This window comes from Deltaproteobacteria bacterium (assembly GCA_021159305.1).
In the GTDB taxonomy this organism is placed as follows: domain Bacteria; phylum Campylobacterota_A; class Desulfurellia; order JAGGSF01; family JAGGSF01; genus JAGGSF01.
The window spans coordinates 1-17,298 of the sequence record JAGGSB010000084.1 but is presented as its reverse complement, the minus strand read 5'-3'; the positions used below and the strand labels follow the sequence as shown (position 1 = coordinate 17,298).

Annotated in this window: 20 protein-coding genes; 10 read left to right on the top strand and 10 right to left on the bottom strand. The window is 35.6% G+C overall.

All coding sequences use genetic code 11. The annotated features are described in order from the left end of the window. Positions 1-341, bottom strand: a 341-nt coding sequence (locus J7J10_05430; GenBank protein MCD6130372.1) for a hypothetical protein, incomplete at its 3' end; no start/stop codon positions are given. 69 nt (positions 342-410) lie between these two features. Between J7J10_05430 and J7J10_05425 the strand changes: the two genes are divergently transcribed. Next, positions 411-620, top strand: a complete 210-nt coding sequence (locus J7J10_05425; protein MCD6130371.1) for a hypothetical protein — start codon at positions 411-413, stop codon at positions 618-620. On the opposite strand, the gene J7J10_05420 is transcribed toward J7J10_05425, so the two are convergent. The 9 genes from J7J10_05420 to J7J10_05380 all read right to left on the bottom strand — a co-directional run bounded on the left by J7J10_05420 (position 609) and on the right by J7J10_05380 (position 7,518). Then, on the bottom strand, positions 609-878 hold the full coding sequence (locus J7J10_05420) for a hypothetical protein (protein MCD6130370.1): 270 nt from the start codon (positions 876-878) through the stop codon (positions 609-611). The genes J7J10_05425 and J7J10_05420 overlap by 12 nt on opposite strands. 98 nt (positions 879-976) lie before the next feature. After that, a complete protein-coding gene (locus J7J10_05415; GenBank protein ID MCD6130369.1) occupies positions 977-1,573 on the bottom strand; it encodes a 50S ribosomal protein L11 methyltransferase in 597 nt (198 codons plus the stop codon). Positions 1,574-1,577: 4 nt separating this feature from the next. Continuing rightward, positions 1,578-2,144, bottom strand: a complete 567-nt coding sequence (locus tag J7J10_05410; GenBank protein ID MCD6130368.1) for an MFS transporter — start codon at positions 2,142-2,144, stop codon at positions 1,578-1,580. 72 nt (positions 2,145-2,216) lie between these two features. Beyond that, positions 2,217-2,924, bottom strand: a complete 708-nt coding sequence (locus tag J7J10_05405; GenBank protein ID MCD6130367.1) for a 2-phosphosulfolactate phosphatase — start codon at positions 2,922-2,924, stop codon at positions 2,217-2,219. An 83-nt stretch (positions 2,925-3,007) separates the two neighbouring features. Beyond that, positions 3,008-3,685, bottom strand: a complete 678-nt coding sequence (locus J7J10_05400; GenBank protein ID MCD6130366.1) for a septal ring lytic transglycosylase RlpA family protein — start codon at positions 3,683-3,685, stop codon at positions 3,008-3,010. Beyond that, positions 3,682-4,251: a 1-acyl-sn-glycerol-3-phosphate acyltransferase gene (locus J7J10_05395; protein ID MCD6130365.1), complete on the bottom strand. Its 570-nt coding sequence runs from the start codon at positions 4,249-4,251 to the stop codon at positions 3,682-3,684. Before J7J10_05395 ends, J7J10_05400 begins: the two co-directional genes overlap by 4 nt. 62 nt (positions 4,252-4,313) lie before the next feature. After that, positions 4,314-5,549 (bottom strand): serine hydroxymethyltransferase, encoded by a 1,236-nt coding sequence (locus J7J10_05390; protein ID MCD6130364.1) that lies wholly within the window; start codon positions 5,547-5,549, stop codon positions 4,314-4,316. Then, a complete protein-coding gene (gene rpiB, locus J7J10_05385; GenBank protein MCD6130363.1) occupies positions 5,550-5,984 on the bottom strand; it encodes a ribose 5-phosphate isomerase B in 435 nt (144 codons plus the stop codon). It lies immediately after the preceding gene. A 31-nt stretch (positions 5,985-6,015) separates the two neighbouring features. Then, positions 6,016-7,518 (bottom strand): menaquinone biosynthesis decarboxylase, encoded by a 1,503-nt coding sequence (locus J7J10_05380; protein MCD6130362.1) that lies wholly within the window; start codon positions 7,516-7,518, stop codon positions 6,016-6,018. 16 nt (positions 7,519-7,534) lie between these two features. On the opposite strand from J7J10_05380, the gene cysS reads away from it, so the two are divergent. The 9 genes from cysS to J7J10_05335 all read left to right on the top strand — a co-directional run. Beyond that, positions 7,535-9,034 (top strand): cysteine--tRNA ligase, encoded by a 1,500-nt coding sequence (gene cysS / locus J7J10_05375; GenBank protein MCD6130361.1) that lies wholly within the window; start codon positions 7,535-7,537, stop codon positions 9,032-9,034. Between the two features lie 94 nt (positions 9,035-9,128). Then, positions 9,129-9,956: an RNA polymerase sigma factor RpoD/SigA gene (locus tag J7J10_05370; GenBank protein MCD6130360.1), complete on the top strand. Its 828-nt coding sequence runs from the start codon at positions 9,129-9,131 to the stop codon at positions 9,954-9,956. 49 nt (positions 9,957-10,005) lie between these two features. Further along, the gene (locus J7J10_05365) at positions 10,006-10,458 is read left to right on the top strand and encodes a DUF2062 domain-containing protein (GenBank protein MCD6130359.1); all 453 of its coding nucleotides are present in this window, start codon (positions 10,006-10,008) and stop codon (positions 10,456-10,458) included. Next, entirely contained in the window at positions 10,439-11,101 is a 663-nt protein-coding gene (locus J7J10_05360; protein ID MCD6130358.1) for a rhomboid family intramembrane serine protease, read from the top strand. The genes J7J10_05365 and J7J10_05360 overlap by 20 nt, the downstream gene beginning before the upstream one ends. After that, entirely contained in the window at positions 11,062-12,108 is a 1,047-nt protein-coding gene (locus tag J7J10_05355; protein MCD6130357.1) for a metallophosphoesterase, read from the top strand. The genes J7J10_05360 and J7J10_05355 overlap by 40 nt, the downstream gene beginning before the upstream one ends. Next, positions 12,102-14,036, top strand: a complete 1,935-nt coding sequence (locus tag J7J10_05350) for an AAA family ATPase (protein MCD6130356.1) — start codon at positions 12,102-12,104, stop codon at positions 14,034-14,036. Before J7J10_05355 ends, J7J10_05350 begins: the two co-directional genes overlap by 7 nt. Then, complete coding sequence (locus J7J10_05345) at positions 14,033-14,740, top strand: metallophosphoesterase (GenBank protein MCD6130355.1); 708 nt, start codon at positions 14,033-14,035, stop codon at positions 14,738-14,740. Before J7J10_05350 ends, J7J10_05345 begins: the two co-directional genes overlap by 4 nt. Further along, the gene (gene ligA / locus J7J10_05340) at positions 14,740-16,737 is read left to right on the top strand and encodes an NAD-dependent DNA ligase LigA (protein MCD6130354.1); all 1,998 of its coding nucleotides are present in this window, start codon (positions 14,740-14,742) and stop codon (positions 16,735-16,737) included. Before J7J10_05345 ends, ligA begins: the two co-directional genes overlap by 1 nt. Before the next feature lie 15 nt (positions 16,738-16,752). Further along, on the top strand, positions 16,753-17,298 hold a 546-nt coding region (locus J7J10_05335; protein MCD6130353.1), incomplete at its 3' end, for a LysE family transporter.

Below are 17,298 nucleotides of genomic sequence, written 5' to 3'. Positions count from 1 at the left end.
GTCAAAAAATCCTCCTTTGAAGATTTTACGACCAAATCTTTGATTTGTGTCAAAAAATCCTCCTTTGAAGATTTTACGACCAAATCTTTGATTTGTGTCAAAAAATCCTCCTTTGAAGATTTTACGACCAAATCTTTGATTTGTGTCAAAAAATCCTCCTTTGAAGATTTTACGACCAAATCTTTGATTTGTGTCAAAAAATCCTCCTTTGAAGATTTTACGACCAAATCTTTGATTTGTGTCAAAAAATCCTCCTTTGAAGATTTTACGACCAAATCTTTGATTTGTGTCAAAAAATCCTCCTTTGAAGATTTTACGACCAAATCTTTGATTTGTGTCAAAAAATCCTCCTTTGAAGATTTTACGACCAAATCTTTGATTTGTGTCAAAATAATTCTATATTAAAAAATATGGAAGAAATAATAGTAGAATGCTACAGCGGCTCACGATATGGAGAAAAACCGCTGTCTTTCATTAGAAACGAAAGAAAATACATTATACAAAAAATAGAAAGGATGTGGCGAACGCCGGATGCATTACACTTCACCATTTATACCAAAGAGGGCAAATTCAACATACTCTACGCCGAGTCAAAAGACGCATGGTTCCTATGCCTTTAGAACAGTCTCTTCTATCCTTATCAAACTTTTATTTTCTTTTAAATCCGGAGGTATCTTTTCCATTCCCGTATATTTTAGGTAAGTATCTAAAGCTTTCTCGTCACACAACTTTTTAAATAAATTCTGTGCTGTATCGATTAGCGTTTCTTTTGCTTCTTTTTCTGTCTTTTTTCTGCTAAAAAGAGATAACTCCGGACAAAAGGTTACAAAGTATTTACCCTGCTTCCATAACTCTATTGTTACATTTAAAGTTCTCATTTGGTCTCCCCCTAAAATCGTTTTACTACTTTAATATAGTTCTCCTTGTATTCTTTTCCAGTTTTACAACAATTTCCTGAATAATTCGCACAACACTCTTAGCGGTTCACTTTCTTCAATAAAAACGAGGTATAGTCTTCTAAAAATGTATTCTTGTAAACAATATATCCCTTTTTCATAAAGGTTGATTTAACATCATAGTTCTTCTCATATACAATGCCAGAAAGAATAAGAAAACCATTCTCTTTTATGTGTTCATCTATCTCCGAAGATAAAGAAATGATAATTTCAGCAAAGATGTTTGCCATTATGACATCATATTTTTCTTTCACACACAGATTCTCGCCGCAGAAACAAGAAACATTTTCCACATTATTCAGTCTCATGTTTTCTCTACACTCAAATGCCGCTTTTTTATCTATGTCAAAAACGATTGCCTTTTTTGCTCCTAATTTTGAGGCACAAACAGACAGAATACCTGTCCCCCCTCCTACATCTAAAACAGATTTATCTTTTATATTTAATTCTTCTAAAAATTCCATGCAGCTTATTGTTGTTTCATGAACACCTGTTCCAAATGCCATTCCTTCAGTCAAAGTTATCTTTGTTTTTTCGGTTTTTGCCCAGGGTGGAGCAACAACAAAATTTTTACCAATTTCAATAAATTTTTCTTCTTCTCTCCATCTCCATTTCATTTTATCACCCCATTTTTCTTTTAGAAGGAATAGCAAGCACAGTGAGACATATATCTGCAACAATAATCAATACACATATAAAAAATGTGTACCTAAACCCAATATGTTCGCTAAGGAAACCTCCGGCTAAAGGACCGATTATCCATCCCAGGTTCCAGGTGCTGTTGTATATACCCATCGCTTTGCCTCTCTTTTCTGCCGGTGCCAGATCGGCAATCAAAGCAATGGAGGATGCCCCCAACGCTCCCCATGCTATACCCTCGACAATCTGTATAAAATAAAGTTGGCTATAATGCTCACTTAAAGTATAACCGGAAAAAACAAAGATGAATAAGACCATTGAAATTATAAGTGTAACCTTCCTGCCTTTTTTGTCCGACAATTTCCCCCACAATGGACTGGTTACAGCTCCTGCTATTGCTCCACAGGTATATACTAAACCCACTGCACTCCTGGAAGCCCCCAGAGAGACAATATACAGAGGAAGGATGGAATAGATGATACCAGAGCAAATCATTAATGGCAAAAGAGCAAAACAGGCAATATAAACACCACTATCCTTGGAAAACATTTTAGAACCTCTTTATAAATTTTTCCTTAGTTTGCCACAACAGGATTTATATTAAAAGGATATTTTATAATACTATACAGGTTTTACTATACCTTGATAAACTACACCTACTGCTTTTGAACAATCTTTCCTGCTGCAAAACTCTACATCTTTTTCCATGCCCAGCTTCATAAGTTCACGGGCGTGAGTGGACAAAGCAATTTTTTTTGCATCCTTATCCATCAACTTCCAGAAACCAAATGCTATTCTTGCCCCGTCGTCAAAATCTACGCTTGGTACCCTGTCTGCCAACCTTTCTACCACCGCTCCTCCGCACAAAGCATCTTCTAAGGAGACCTTTCCTTTAAGCCCGGAAAGAACAATTACGCAATGGTTGGGATTCATGGAAGAAACATAATTAACCATGGAAGACAAATTTAAAAAGCAGGCTATAGTCGTTTTGCCCCCCTGAGGGCAGGCATTGATTGCCCGCGTCCCGTTTGTAGTAAACAAAGCTGCCTTTTTCTTCTTGAATGTACAGGTGCTCAATAAAGAAGGACTATTGGAAAAATCAAAACCCGGTATATCCTTATTTTCATACTCGCCGATCAAGATATAACCCTGTTTTAATTTCTCTCTCTCCTCATCCAAAGGTAAAGACGGCAAAACCTTTACTTCTTCTATTCCCTTTTCTAACAGAACAACAATCGTGCTGCTTGCCCTTAAAGTATCAATTACTATATACACATCTCCATTATTGGAGAAATGTTCTACATAGCTGAAACTCAAATCTATACGCATCATTCCCTCATCACGCTATAATTTCCCATATGTGATTCTATCACAATATTGCTTTCTCTACAAATCAAAACACACCCAGATCATCAATCTGATGCAGTAATAAATGTAGGAAAACCTAACTGTCTTAACTTCGCCGAGCAAATGTCAGCACTGCCTCTGTCATTGTATTTCCCTACTCTTACTCGCCAATATACATTTTGTCCGTCGAAAAATTTCTTCAAGTATACATAGGGAAAATGTTTATCTATTTTCCTCTTCAGTAAAAGAGCATAAGTGTAAGAACTAAAAGAACCCACCTGCACCGTGAAAAGCTCTTTTTTCATAGCCTTATATACTTCTGTAGGATAGAGAACAGTTATCCTCACTGGAGCAGTACCGGTAGAAACCATATCTATATCTCTTGCAGCAGAATAAGATAGGTCGATAATTCTTCCCTCCACAAATGGTCCTCTGTCATTTATACGCACCACTGTTTGCTTTTGATTGTTTAAGTTCTTTACTTTAACCGTTGTTCCCAATGGTAAGGTTTTATGAGCTGCAGTATGAGCATACATGTTATAGATTTCCCCGCTGGATGTTCTCCTTCCATGAAATTTAGCACCATACCAGGAAGCAATACCCTCCTCTGTATATCCCCTGTATGGCGTGTAAACAGCATGCACAGAAGCACAACTACTCAAGACCAAACATACGAAAAGCAACAAAAGCTTTCTCACAAAAACCTCCTTTAGAATTTTTACGGCAACTTGTGAAGTTGTCATCTTATCTCCTCATGCACCCTTTCTGCAATTTCGTCTATGTTTCCTTGAGGCATTATCTTTTCTTTAAAATGAACAATAACCTTACCTTTTCTTACCACGATTGTACCTGGCGGCATAATCTCTCTCGTCCCTTCTATTTTAGTCGGGATAATGGGAAGATTGAGTTTTTGCGCTAAAAAAATGCCACCTTTAGAAAATACCTTTTTCTCTTTAATCCTGGACCCCTCGGGAAATATCATAAATATTCCCTTTCTTTTCTTGATTGCTTTTAGTAAAGAAATGGCATTATTTTTAGTGGTACTTCTCTTTACGGGAATAACATCTAAGTTTTTCATTGCCATACCCAAAACGGGATTTTTGAACAATTCTTGCTTCGCTATCCATATACACCTGTCCTGTATCACCGTCTCCATGGCCATAATATCAAAATAGCTTTCGTGATTTGCCATACACACACACCGAGAAGCAATCTGCCCTCTCTTTTCCACTTTCACTCCAAATATGAAGCAAACCAATTTTGCCCATTTCTTGATTAGCAAAACATCTTTTGTCCACAAAAGTTTCAAAATATAAAAAATGGTAACAAAGAATACTACTATCCATAAAAACAAACTCCGTAAGAAGCGCATTACGTATAAAATATAAACTGCTCACACAGTGTAAGAACTTTTTCCTTAGCCTTCTTGTAGGCTTCTTTATTTTCTATATTCTTCAAAGTATAGGAGATAATTTCCCCTATCTCCTCCATCTCTTTTTCCTTCATTCCTCTCGTTGTAATTGCAGGCGTTCCTATTCTGATGCCAGAGGCAACCATCGGAGAGCGGGTTTCACCCGGGACGGTATTTTTGTTTACTACAATACCTACTTCCCCCAATGCTTCTTCTGCAGCCTTTCCCGTAATGTTCTTATCGGTCAAATCAACAAGCATCAGGTGATTATCCGTTCCACCAGAAACAAGTTTGAATCCTTCGTCCACCAAAACCGAAGCTAATTTTTTCGCATTTTTCACAACCTGTCTTTGATATTCATTAAATTCCTCCGTTAATGCTTCTTTGAATGCTACAGCTTTAGCCGCTATCATATGCATCAAGGGACCACCCTGAATACCAGGGAAGACCATCTTGTCTATAGGTTTGGCAAAGAACTCCTTGCACATAATAAGACCACCCCTTGGTCCTCTCAAGGTCTTGTGAGTGGTAGCAGTGACAAATTCACACCACGGAATCGGAGAGGGATGAATACCTGCTGCCACCAATCCTGCAATATGGGCAATATCTGCTAAAAGGTAAGCTCCGCAAGAATCAGCAATCTCGCGGAATTTTTCAAAATCAATAATTCGAGGATAAGCAGATGCACCTACCACGATTAGACGAGGCTTAAACTCATCTGCGATTTTAGCTACTTCATCATAGTCAATGCGTCCTGTTTCTATGCTTACGCCATAACCAAATGTGGTGTATAATTTTCCAGAAAAGTTCACCGCCGCTCCATGAGACAGATGGCCGCCATGGGGAAGCGCCATACCAAGCAATCTCTCTCCTGGCTGTAATGCTGCCATATATATAGCCATATTGGCTTGAGTGCCAGAATGAGGCTGAACATTTACATGCTCCGCATTAAATAGTTTTTTTGCCCTCTCTTGAGCCAGGCTTTCTACTACATCTACATATTCACAACCGCCATAATATCTCTTTCCCGGATATCCTTCTGCATATTTATTTGTCATGCAACAACCCATTGCTTGTAGCACAGCAGGAGAAGACATGTTTTCAGAAGCGATCATCTCCAGATTGTAATTTTCCCTTTCTTTTTCTTTCTCTATTGCCTCATACACCTCAAAATCCACATCTTTCAGATCTTTCATCTACCCCTCCAGTTCCTTTATCTTATTCAGTCTTCTTTCATGCCTTCCAGCTTCAAATGGCGTTTTTATGAATATATCCAACATCTTTTTTACCTCTATTATATCCATTGTCCGTCCACCAAGGGCAATAATATTCGCATCATTATGCCTTCTCGCATATTCTGCCGCATATTCATTATAACACAAAGCACATCTGATTCCTTTAAATTTATTAGCAGTAATAGACATACCTATCCCTGTTCCACAAACAAGAATACCGAGACAATTTAAACCAAGCACCTCCTTTACTACCCTTTGAGCAATATCAGGATAATCTACGCTTTCTTCTGAATATGCACCAACATCTATTACCTCTATATTTTTTCTTTTCAGATAATCCACAATTTCATTCTTCATTTTAAATCCCGCATGGTCTGAACCTATCACTATTTTCACTTTTACTCCTTTTTTATTTTATCTTGTAATTCTAAAAACCGTATTTTCCCCAGTTCTTATCTACCTTTTTAACGACCCCTTCATCCATCTTTAAATCATGCGGAAATGGTCTTTCTACTTCTCCCTTCCATTTTTTCGTGGCATCTATGCCCATCTTACTACCAAATGCAACCTGCGGAGAGGAATGATCCAGCTCATCCAACGGCCCTTTAGTAAATATCACATCTCTCTGAGGGTCTACATTACAACCCCATCTCCACAAAATCTCTCCTGTATCCTGCACATTTACATCTTTATCAAAAATGATAATATTTTTAGTAAGGGATAAGAGACCCAATCCCCACAATGCATTTATCACCTTAAATGCTTGACCAGAATAGGATTTTTCTATAGATACAAAGGCAAAGTTGTGAAAAATACCCTCTATAGGCAGATTTATGTCTATAATTTCTGGTACAACTTTTTTTATAACAGGTAAAAACAGCCTTTCCGTAGCTTTGCCCAAAAACGCATCTTCCATTAGCGGCTTACCTACTATTGTAGCAGGATAGATAGGATTCTTCCTATGCGTAATACAGGTTGTGTGAAATAGAGGAAAATAATCGGCTTGAGAATAATAACCGGTATGGTCACCAAATGGACCTTCCAAAACAAGGTCTTCCTGAGGATCAATAAATCCCTCCAGAATAATCTCCGCATTGGCTGGAACAAGCATATCTACCGATTTTGCCTTTACCATCTCTACCGATTTTTTTCTCAAAATGCCCGCAAAAAACATCTCCTCTGTCTCTTCTGGTAAAGGTAGTGTAGCAGAATAGATAACTGCAGGATCACACCCCAGAACTACACATACCGGTAGTTTTTCTTTCCTTTTTTTGGTCATACTGTAATGTTTTGCTCCATCTTTATGACGATGCCAGTGCATCGCCGTTTTATCTTTACCCATAACCTGCATCCTATACATACCGCAATTCAAAACACCTGTTGCAGGATTTCTGGTAAATACCAGCGGAAGGGTAAAAAATCTTCCGCCATCTTCGGGCCATGTTTTTAAAACGGGTAATTTCCCCAAATCTACCTCTTTCTCTACAATCTCCTGACATTTGCCTACATTTACAGTCCTTGGTTTGAAATTTAGGAATTTACCCATCTTAGAAATAAGCTTTAGCTTTTTCAGCAATCCTACCGGTGCCTCGGGCTGAAGAAAATCTTTTAACTTATCTCCCAAATCATTCAGACTTTCTACTCCTAAAGCAAAAGCCGTTCTCTGTTCGGTACCAAATAGGTTCATTGCCACAGGAATATCACTGCCTTTTACATTCTCAAACAAGAGGGCAGGTCCTTTTTGTTTTGCAATTCTATCTGCAATATGGCCCATTTCCAATACAGGATCTACCTCTTCCTTTATCTTCTTTAATTCCCCTCTCTTTTCCAATGTATTCAAATAATCTTTTAAATCTTTAAACATAACTTCCTTTGCAATTTCTGCATAACTTGATATGATTGTAGGAAAGCTGTTGGAAAATTGCAACATTTTTAGAGGAGATGCTATGTTATACGTATATGATACGATGAAGAGAGATTATATACCTTTTCACCCTCTGTATGACAACAAGGTAAAGATGTATGTATGTGGTATAACTGCCTACGATTTTTGTCATGTGGGACATGCCAGGGCATCCGTGGTGTTTGATGTTATCTATAGGTATCTTCTGTATAAGGGATATGATGTAATCTTTGTGAAGAACTTCACCGATGTAGATGACAAGATCATAAACAGGGCAAATAAAGAGGGAAGAAGCTGGCAAGATATCTCTCAACAATTCATAAAAGAATACTACACTGACATGGAAGCATTATATGTAAAAAAACCTACTTTTGAACCTAAGGCATCAGAACACATAAAAGATATGGTGGATTTTATAAAAAAATTGATAGAAAAAGATTACGCTTATGTATCGGAGGGAGATGTCTATTTTTCTGTAGGCAAATTCAGAGATTATGGCAAACTCTCTCACAAAAAAATAGAGGAATTAAAAGTAGGAGCCAGGATTGAACCTTCGGAGAAAAAGAGAAATCCACTGGATTTTGCGCTGTGGAAAAAATCAAAGGAAGGAGAACCTGAATGGGAAAGTCCGTGGGGAGGTGGCAGACCAGGCTGGCATATTGAGTGTTCCACAATGTGTATGCACTACTTGGGAGAAACTATTGACATTCACGGTGGAGGAGAAGATCTCATCTTTCCCCACCACGAAAATGAGATTGCTCAATCGGAGGCGCTCACCGGAAAAACATTTGTAAGACATTGGATACACAATGCATTCGTAAAGATAAACAAGGAAAAGATGTCAAAATCCTTAGGGAATTTCTTTACTATTAGAGATATTTTAAAAAAATACCGGGGTGAAATATTGAGAATGTTTCTTCTTCTTACACACTATCGCAATCCTATAGATTTTAGCCTGCAAGGGATAGAGATGGCGAAAGAAGCATTGAATAAATTGTATATGCTTCTATGGAGAGTAGAAGAAAATTTGAAAAATCCATCAAATGGGTTAAAAGATAAAGAATTAGAAGGGGCACTAACCAAATTTAACAAGTCTTTTATAGACATTTTGGACAAAGATTTTAACACTCCGAAAGCCTTCGGAGAAATATTTGTTTTAATTAGGGAAATCAACAAATACTTAGATAAATGCGAAAATGAAAATGAAAAACCCGACAAAAAATATTTGAAAGCATTTATTGATATAAGAAATTCCATTAGAGAGATACTGGGCATTATGAATGAATCAGTAGAAGAATGGTTTAAGGGAAAAATATTAATGGAAAAACCTTTGGACATTACAATGGGCATTGATGCGGAAATGACAAATGTAAATGTAGATGTAAATCTCATTGAACAAAAGATAAAACAGAGGGAAGAAGAGAGAAAGAAAGGTAATTTCAAAAAAGCAGACAAATTAAGGGAAGAATTATTAAAAATGGGTATTACACTGGAAGATACAAAAGAAGGAACGCGATGGAAAACTACAAAGGAACAAATATGACACAAATCGCAGATTTGGGCCTAAAAACCTCCAAAGAAAGTTTTTGTGATACAAATCGCAGATTTGGTCATAAAAATTCTAAAGGAGAATTTTTATGACAGATTCAAGACATGATGATGAAGAAAGTCTGCGAGCATACTTTAACAGTATAAAAGATATTCCTCTGCTTACATCAGAAGAGGAAAAAGAGTTAGGAAGAAAAATACAAAAAGGTGACCAGGAAGCATTAGAAAAATTGGTTAAAGCAAACCTGAGATTTGTAATCAGTGTAGCACGCAAGTATAGGCACTACGGCGTGTCGCTATTAGATTTGATAAATGAAGGGAATTTGGGACTTATTCAAGCCGCAAAGAAGTTTGACCCGGAAAGAGACATAAGGTTTATATCCTATGCCGTATGGTGGATAAAGCAAGCAATCATCAAAACATTAGCCGAACAGGGAACGCTGATTAAGATACCTATAAAGATAAAAGCAAAACAAAGCAAGATAGCGGCAGCAAAAGCCAAATATCTACAAGAACACAAAGCAACTTCTACGATGAAGGAACTTGAAGAACTCACGGGCTTAAGTGAAGCGGAATTGCGCTCATCAGAACAAGCAAAATTAAAAATTGAATCATTAAATGTACCTGTAGGCGAAGAAAAAAGTATTGAAGTAATAGATCTCTTGAATATAGAAGAAGAAAGTATTGAAGATAAAATTATACTTGAGTCCGTCATTGAACAGCTGAAAAAAACCATTGCATCTTCACTGAACGAAAGAGAGAAAGACATTATTATTATGCGCTACGGCTTGGACGGTAAGGGAAAAAGAACATTACAGGAAATAGGGAAAAAATACAATATCTCCAAGGAAAGAGTAAGACAGATAGAAAACGAGATAAAGAAAAAATTGAAAGAGAAATTAATTAAAGAAGAATAAATGCGACATTTATTCTTGTATTTAAAAAAACTACCGAAGGCATAATTTGATGCGGCTGAAATCATTCAGAAAACAATTAAAAGGACTACTATCTTTAAATGATACACCAGGAAGGGTAGCAAAAAGTGCGGCATTGGGAATATTCATCTCTATCACCCCCACATTCGGTGTACATACCTTCCTAGCTCTCGGCATAGCCGCCCTCTTTCGCATAAACAAAGCAGCCGCTGTGCTCGGCAGCTTTTTCAATAATCATCTAATGGCTATCCCCATATATTATATATGTTATAAAGTAGGTATTTTTATTACGGGAGGAGATGTTAACTTTGCCATCAAACCACTTTCATTTTCCCGCTATCTTCACTTAGGCTTGGATGTACTCATTCCTCTATGGATAGGCAGCATAATTGTAGGCATGGCAATAAGTCTGCCCATGTTTTTCGTCTTAAAATATATCCTTAAAAAATACAGAGTGAAAAAAGATGATACCCTTAAAGGATAATATCCCTTCTCGCAGTTTTCCTATAATCAATACGAGCATCATCCTGGTCAGTATATTTGTATTTCTATTTGAAATATCTCAAGGCAATAGGCTAAATACATTTATCTTTACCTATGCATTCATGCCGAATCTCTTCTTTATACATTTCTCAGCCCTTGATTCCATAAAGAGATGCTTGTGCTATATGTTTATTCATGGTGGGTTTTTACATATTCTGGGGAATATGTGGTTTTTATGGATCTTCGGTGACAATGTAGAAGATAGGATGGGACATCTGCAATACCTCCTCTTCTATTTGTTAGGCGGTATATTTTCCGCCATATTCCAGGGATTATTTTCTCCTTCCTCCACTATTCCTTTAATCGGTGCCAGTGGAGCCATCTCCGCTGTTTTAGCAGCCTATGTCTGTTTTTTTCCTTATGCACGCATTCTCACACTCGTACCTATCTTCCTGTTTATTACCATTGTAAATATACCGGCTGTTGTATTCATTGTCCTCTGGTTTTTAATCCAATTTTTATACGGATTTGCTTCTCTTGCCGCATCCATTAAGGGTGGTGTAGCCTGGTTTGCTCACATCGGTGGTTTTATATTCGGTATAGTATGGGTAAAATGTGTATTAGGGAAAAGAAAATGGGCTTAAAAATTCTTCACACTGCGGATTGGCATATCGGGAAAGAAGAAAGAACGGAAGACATTTTTAAGCAGATAGAAAAATTGATAACTATTGCCAAGGATTATGATTTTGTCATTGTAGCCGGCGATTTATTTGACGATGAGAAGAGTATTTCTGTTTATGGAAAAAGATTAAAAGAGACTATAAAGAAAACCCAAACCCCATTTTTGGCTATATTGGGCAACCATGAATATGAAGGAATAGATAAGATAGAAGAGTTGTTTTCTTATTCTCCTTTAACTATATTTACAGAACCTAAAATTCTAAACATAAAAGGCATAAAGATACTATTTTACCCCTTTAAAAAAGGAGAAAACAGTAGAGATGTCTTATCCTTTGTAAATAAAAAAGATATAGATTTAGCTGTTTTACATGGCTCTATAATGTCTGATGAAAAACTTACCTCTGCCTTAAAGAATTATCTTTATTTTCCGCTGTATAAAAAAGACATAGTGGAATTCCCATTCAAATATGTAGCATTAGGACATTATCACAACTATAAGGAATATAGTATAGGAAACACAACTTTATGCTATTCAGGAACAATTGAACCTTTAACATTTGACAATGAAGGAGAAAGATATGTAAACATAATACAGATTGAAGGCTCAAAGATTACTCATAAACCATTGAACATCGGAAGTATAAGTAAATTCAAAACCATAGAATGGAAATGGGATGAAGAAGATAAAATGGATGAAATTATAAATTATAAACAAAAATATGATTTTCTAAGAGTAATAATTACAGGTTTTACTAAAAACACATTAAAACTAAATGCCGCTGCAGAAAGATTGAAACAGATGAATATAAAGGCAGAATTAGAAGTGGAATCCTTAGATGAGATTCTATCTGTACCCATAGGTAAAATATTCTATGAAAAGATCGAACAGTGTATGGAGAAAGAACCTCAGAAGAAGGATTTGTATAAAAGGGCATTTATTGAAGGATGTAAGATTATATCCAAATGTTAAAGAAATTAATTTTAGAAGATTTTGGGAAATTCAATTACAAAGAGGTAGATTTAGATAAAAATATAACGGTGATATATGGAAAAAATGAAGCAGGGAAAAGCACCATCTTAGACGGCATAGAATATGCCCTGTTTGGAAAAACAAGGAGTGAAAGAAAATACAGGGGTAAAGTTACACTCTCTTTCTCTTACAAAGAAAAGATGTTTTCTATAAGTAATGGGAAAATAAACGGTTATCCTTTATACACAATAATAAAAGAATTCAAAGAATTGCCTCTATGGCTGTTTGAAAGTCTGTTTTTTGTAAGGACAAAGGAGCTTTCCATAACAGAAAAACAAGGCAACAAAACATTTGTTTCAATGATGGAAAAAAAGCTGTGGGGAGAGGTGAATTTTGATATTATTGTAGAAAAATTTAGATATTCGTTAGGTTCTTACTTAAACAAATTTGGTGAAAATTTCAAGAAAAAGGGAGAATTGATTGAAGGATGGGAAGAGGCACAAAGAAAAAAAGAAACAATACTAAAAATGATAGAAGATGCAAAGAGATTAAAGAATATAGAAATTGAATATCAGAGCTATTTAAAAGATAAAGACAGATGGATAGAAGAATTAAACCGTCTATCCAACTTAAAAAAGAAAGAAGAATATGAAAAAAAGATTGCCATAAACAGAAAGATAAAGGAAGAAAAGAGAGAAATAACACTTTTAGAAACAGAACTGGACAGTTACAAAGAGATAGAAGAAGATCTTCAAAACATCCAGAAACTAAGAAAAGAAAAAGAAGAATTAAAGAAAAATATTGAAATAAAAGAAATAGAACAGAGACAAATTCAGGAGGGAATAAAACGAGAAAAAGAATATATAAATGTGATACAAAAAAGGCGCACAAAAGATACGATTTTACTTTTCATGGGAGCGGCATTGAGTATTGTTTTATTCTTTTTGAAATCTAAGTTATTCCTAATATCAGGATTGATACTATTCCTGGGGGCAATATATACTCTATTTAAGACCAAAATACACAAACAAATACAAAATTACGAACAGAGATTATCTGAATTAAATGATGAGAATAAAAAATTAAAATTAGGAAAGGAGGAAAGGAAAGAGAAAATAGAAGATATATTATCCAAAAATAGGGCAAGAACTATAATGGAATTAGAAGCATTGGGAAAAAGAGCAAAAAAAATAAAAGATGAAATAAAGTTTTGCGAAGAAAGATTGAGAATATGGGGGAAAGACGCACCTTTAGAAGAACAAACCATAATGGCAAATTTAGAAAAGATGGAGAAGCTAACTGGAAAATATGATGAAGAAAGATTTTTGAAGCTATCTGAGAATTTAAGACATCTACAACAAGAAATGGAAGAAAATAGACAGAAAAAAGGAGAATTACGCCATGCTCTGGAAAATAAAGATGAATCCGAAATACTGAAACAATTAAAGATTACAGAAGAAGAAATAGAAAATATAGAAAATAAAATAGAAGCTTTGGGAATCGCCTATAAAATATTAAAAGATATCCAAAAAGAAACAGGAGAAAAGATAAAATACATTGTAGAGCAAGAAGCAGCCCCTATTTTTTCATCCATCACAAAAAATCATTATTCTATGTTAAGATACAATGAACAGATGAAAAATATTGAAGTTGTAAACGACAAAACATTACCTGCTTTACAGCTTTCCAATGGAACAAGAGACCAATTATATCTATCTTTAAGAATAGCATTTGTAACAAACATCTTGAAAGATGAGGCATTCTTTATTATGGATGAACCCTTCTTGACCTCAGATGATGACAGAAGGAGAAAAATTATAGATACATTGTTTGACCTTAACCATTGCCAGTTTATAATCTCCACTAAAGATAAAGATACCTATTTAGATTTTGTGAAAAAGAAAGCAAAAGGAGTATTTATCCAATGAGATGCGCATTTCTATCTGATATACACTATAGAAAAGGAGAAACAGAAGGAGAAAAACTATTTTTAAAATTCTTATACAAAAAAGCACATCATTTTGACAGAATATATATCCTGGGTGATTTATTTGAATTCTATTTAGGTTATCCTCATTTTTTCTACAAGGAACACAGAAAGGTAATTAGCTATTTAAAGCTTTTGTCTCTGTGGGAAACAAAGATATATATGATTGAAGGAAATCATGAATACGGTTTTACAGAGGCTGGAAAATTTTTAAACATGAAGGTTTATAGAAAAAACTGTATTGCACATATTGATGGAAGATATGTTTATCTGGAACATGGAGATTTGATAAATAAAAAAGACTGGAGACACATTCTATGCCAATATATATTGAAATCTCCTGCTATGCTTTATGTTTTTAAAAAAATATATCCATCTGTTATGATGAAACTCTCTCATATTGCCGGCAATGTAAGTAAAAATTATCTAAGAGCAAAGAATGGCGCCATAGAAAAGATGTTTGCAGATTATGCCCTAAAAATCATAGAAGAAAAAGATATGGATGTAGTAATCTTAGCCCATATTCACCAACCTTTGTACCTAAAAAAAGGTAAAAAGATATATATAAATAGCGGTGATTTTTTAGAACATTATACATTTGTTGTTTATGAAAATGGCAACTTTTACCTTGATAGGATGAAGTAATGGAAGATGCAAAGAAAGATATTGAAGAGTTAAAACAGAAGATAAGATATCACGACTACAGATACTATGTTTTAAATGCACCTGTTATCTCAGATTATGAATATGACCAGATGATGAGAAAACTAAAATCTCTGGAAGAAAGGTATCCTCAATTTAAAATGCCGGATTCTCCCACCCAGCGTATAGGTGGAAAACCATTGGAAAAGTTTGAAAAAATAAAACACAAAATACCCATGTTCTCTTTAGAAGATGCATTTTCACCGGATGAGGTGAGAGAATTTGATAAAAAGGTAAAGAGGTTTCTAAGATTTCCTTCAGAAAAGGATATAAGTTATAGCGTTGAGCCGAAATTTGATGGACTGTCTATCTCGTTGATCTATGAAAATGGCATCTTAAAACAGGCATCGACCCGAGGAGATGGTATAACTGGAGAAGATGTTACACAAAATGTGAGAACGATAAAAAATATTCCCTTAAAACTAATTGTGAAAAAAGCGCCTGCTTATCTGGATATTCAAGGAGAAGCCATCATGTTCAAACAGGATTTTGCCAACATAAATAAAGAAAGAGAAGAGATGGGATTGCCATTGTTTGCCAATCCCAGAAATGCCGCCGCTGGCTCAATAAGACAATTAGATCCAAAGGAAGCGGCAAAAAGAAACTTGCGCATGTTCACCTACAGCATCAGAGAGACATCTTCCGATGTTCAATTTAAAAAACAGAGTGAGGCATTAGAGCTGTTAAAAGAATGGGAACTGCCGGTAAATGAGTTAAACAAGTTGTGTTTGTCTGTTGAAGAAGCTATTAAATATAAAGAGACATTTACCCAGAAAAAACATGAATTGCCTTATGAAATAGATGGAATGGTATTCAAGGTAAATGAAATAGACTATCAAAACAGATTAGGACACACTACAAAATCTCCTCGGTGGGCAATTGCCTATAAATTTCCTCCCGAGCAAGTTACTACAACTATAAAGGAGGTCAAAGTAAATGTAGGAAGAACAGGCATTTTAACGCCAGTGGCAATATTAGAACCGGTAAATATAAGTGGCGTGGTGGTGTCAAAAGCTACACTACACACCTGGGATGAGATAAGAAAAAAAGATATTCGCATTGGGGATAAGGTATTCCTGGAAAGAGCAGGAGATGTCATTCCAGAAATTATAAAACCTATAACAGAAAAGAGAACGGGAAAAGAAAAGATAATATCTGAACCTGAGAGATGTCCTGTATGTCATGCTCATGCTATAAGAGATGGTGCATATTTTCGTTGTCCAAATATCTCCTGTCCTGCTCAGATAAAAGAATCCATCAAACACTTTGCCTCCAAAAGAGCAATGAATATAGATGGATTGGGAGATAAACTGGCGGAACAATTGGTAGAAAAAAACATAATAAAAAATGTTGCCAATATATACGATTTAGACAATAAAACAATTGCCGATTTAGAGAGAATGGGAGAAAAATCCGCCCAAAATCTTATAGACGCCATAAAAAACACCAAAAATATCACACTGGCAAAATTTCTATTTGCACTGGGCATCAGACATGTAGGAGAACACATGGCACAGCTTCTGGCAAAACACTTTGGCAGTCTGAAAAATATAGAGAAAGCAGAAAAAGAAGAATTATTATCCATTAAAGGAATAGGAGAAGAAGTAGTTCAAAGTATCTACAATTTTTTTAGAGAACAAAAAAATATACAGACCATAAAAAAACTTCTGAAGGCAGGGGTAAAACCATCAGAAGAAAAAGTTATGATCTCTTCCATCTCTGGAAAGAGTTTTCTGTTTACAGGCACATTGCGCACCATTACCAGGAATGAAGCAAAGGATAGAGTGGAAGCATTGGGAGGTATCGTAAAAAACAGTGTAAGTAAAGATTTAGATTATGTGGTGATAGGAGAAAATCCGGGTTCAAAGAGAGATAAGGCAAAACAATGGGGACTAAATTGTATAGACGAGAGAACATTTATAAAACTGTTGAGTGAATAACATGGAATTAAACCTATGAATCTTTTAACATTAACAATCACTTCATTTTTTGTAGCTTTTTCCGGGGCATTGATGCCCGGACCTCTTCTGGCAATTACCGTTGACCATTCTTTAAAGAAGGGAGCAATAGCAGGACCGCTGATTATTGTAGGACACGGAATCTTAGAGATTGCTCTTATTATAGCCATTATCCTGGGGATGGGAGATTTCCTCCAAAAACACATCGTATTTATGATCTCCAGCCTGTGTGGAGGGGCAATTTTACTGTGGATGGGGCAGGATATGGTAAGAAAAGCAAAAAATACTATTATATCCCCTCAAAAAAGTATATTTACAAATTCATCTATAATAGCAGGCATATTGGGTAGTTTGTCTAATCCTTACTGGATAATATGGTGGGTAACGATTGGCTTAACATATCTAATTTTAGCTATGCCTTACGGTATTTTAGGTATTTCATTGTTTTTTATCGGTCATATATTGGCAGACCTGTCCTGGTATAGTGTTGTTTCTCTGGGAGTAAGCAAAGGAAAGAGATATATTGGCTTAAAAACCTATCAG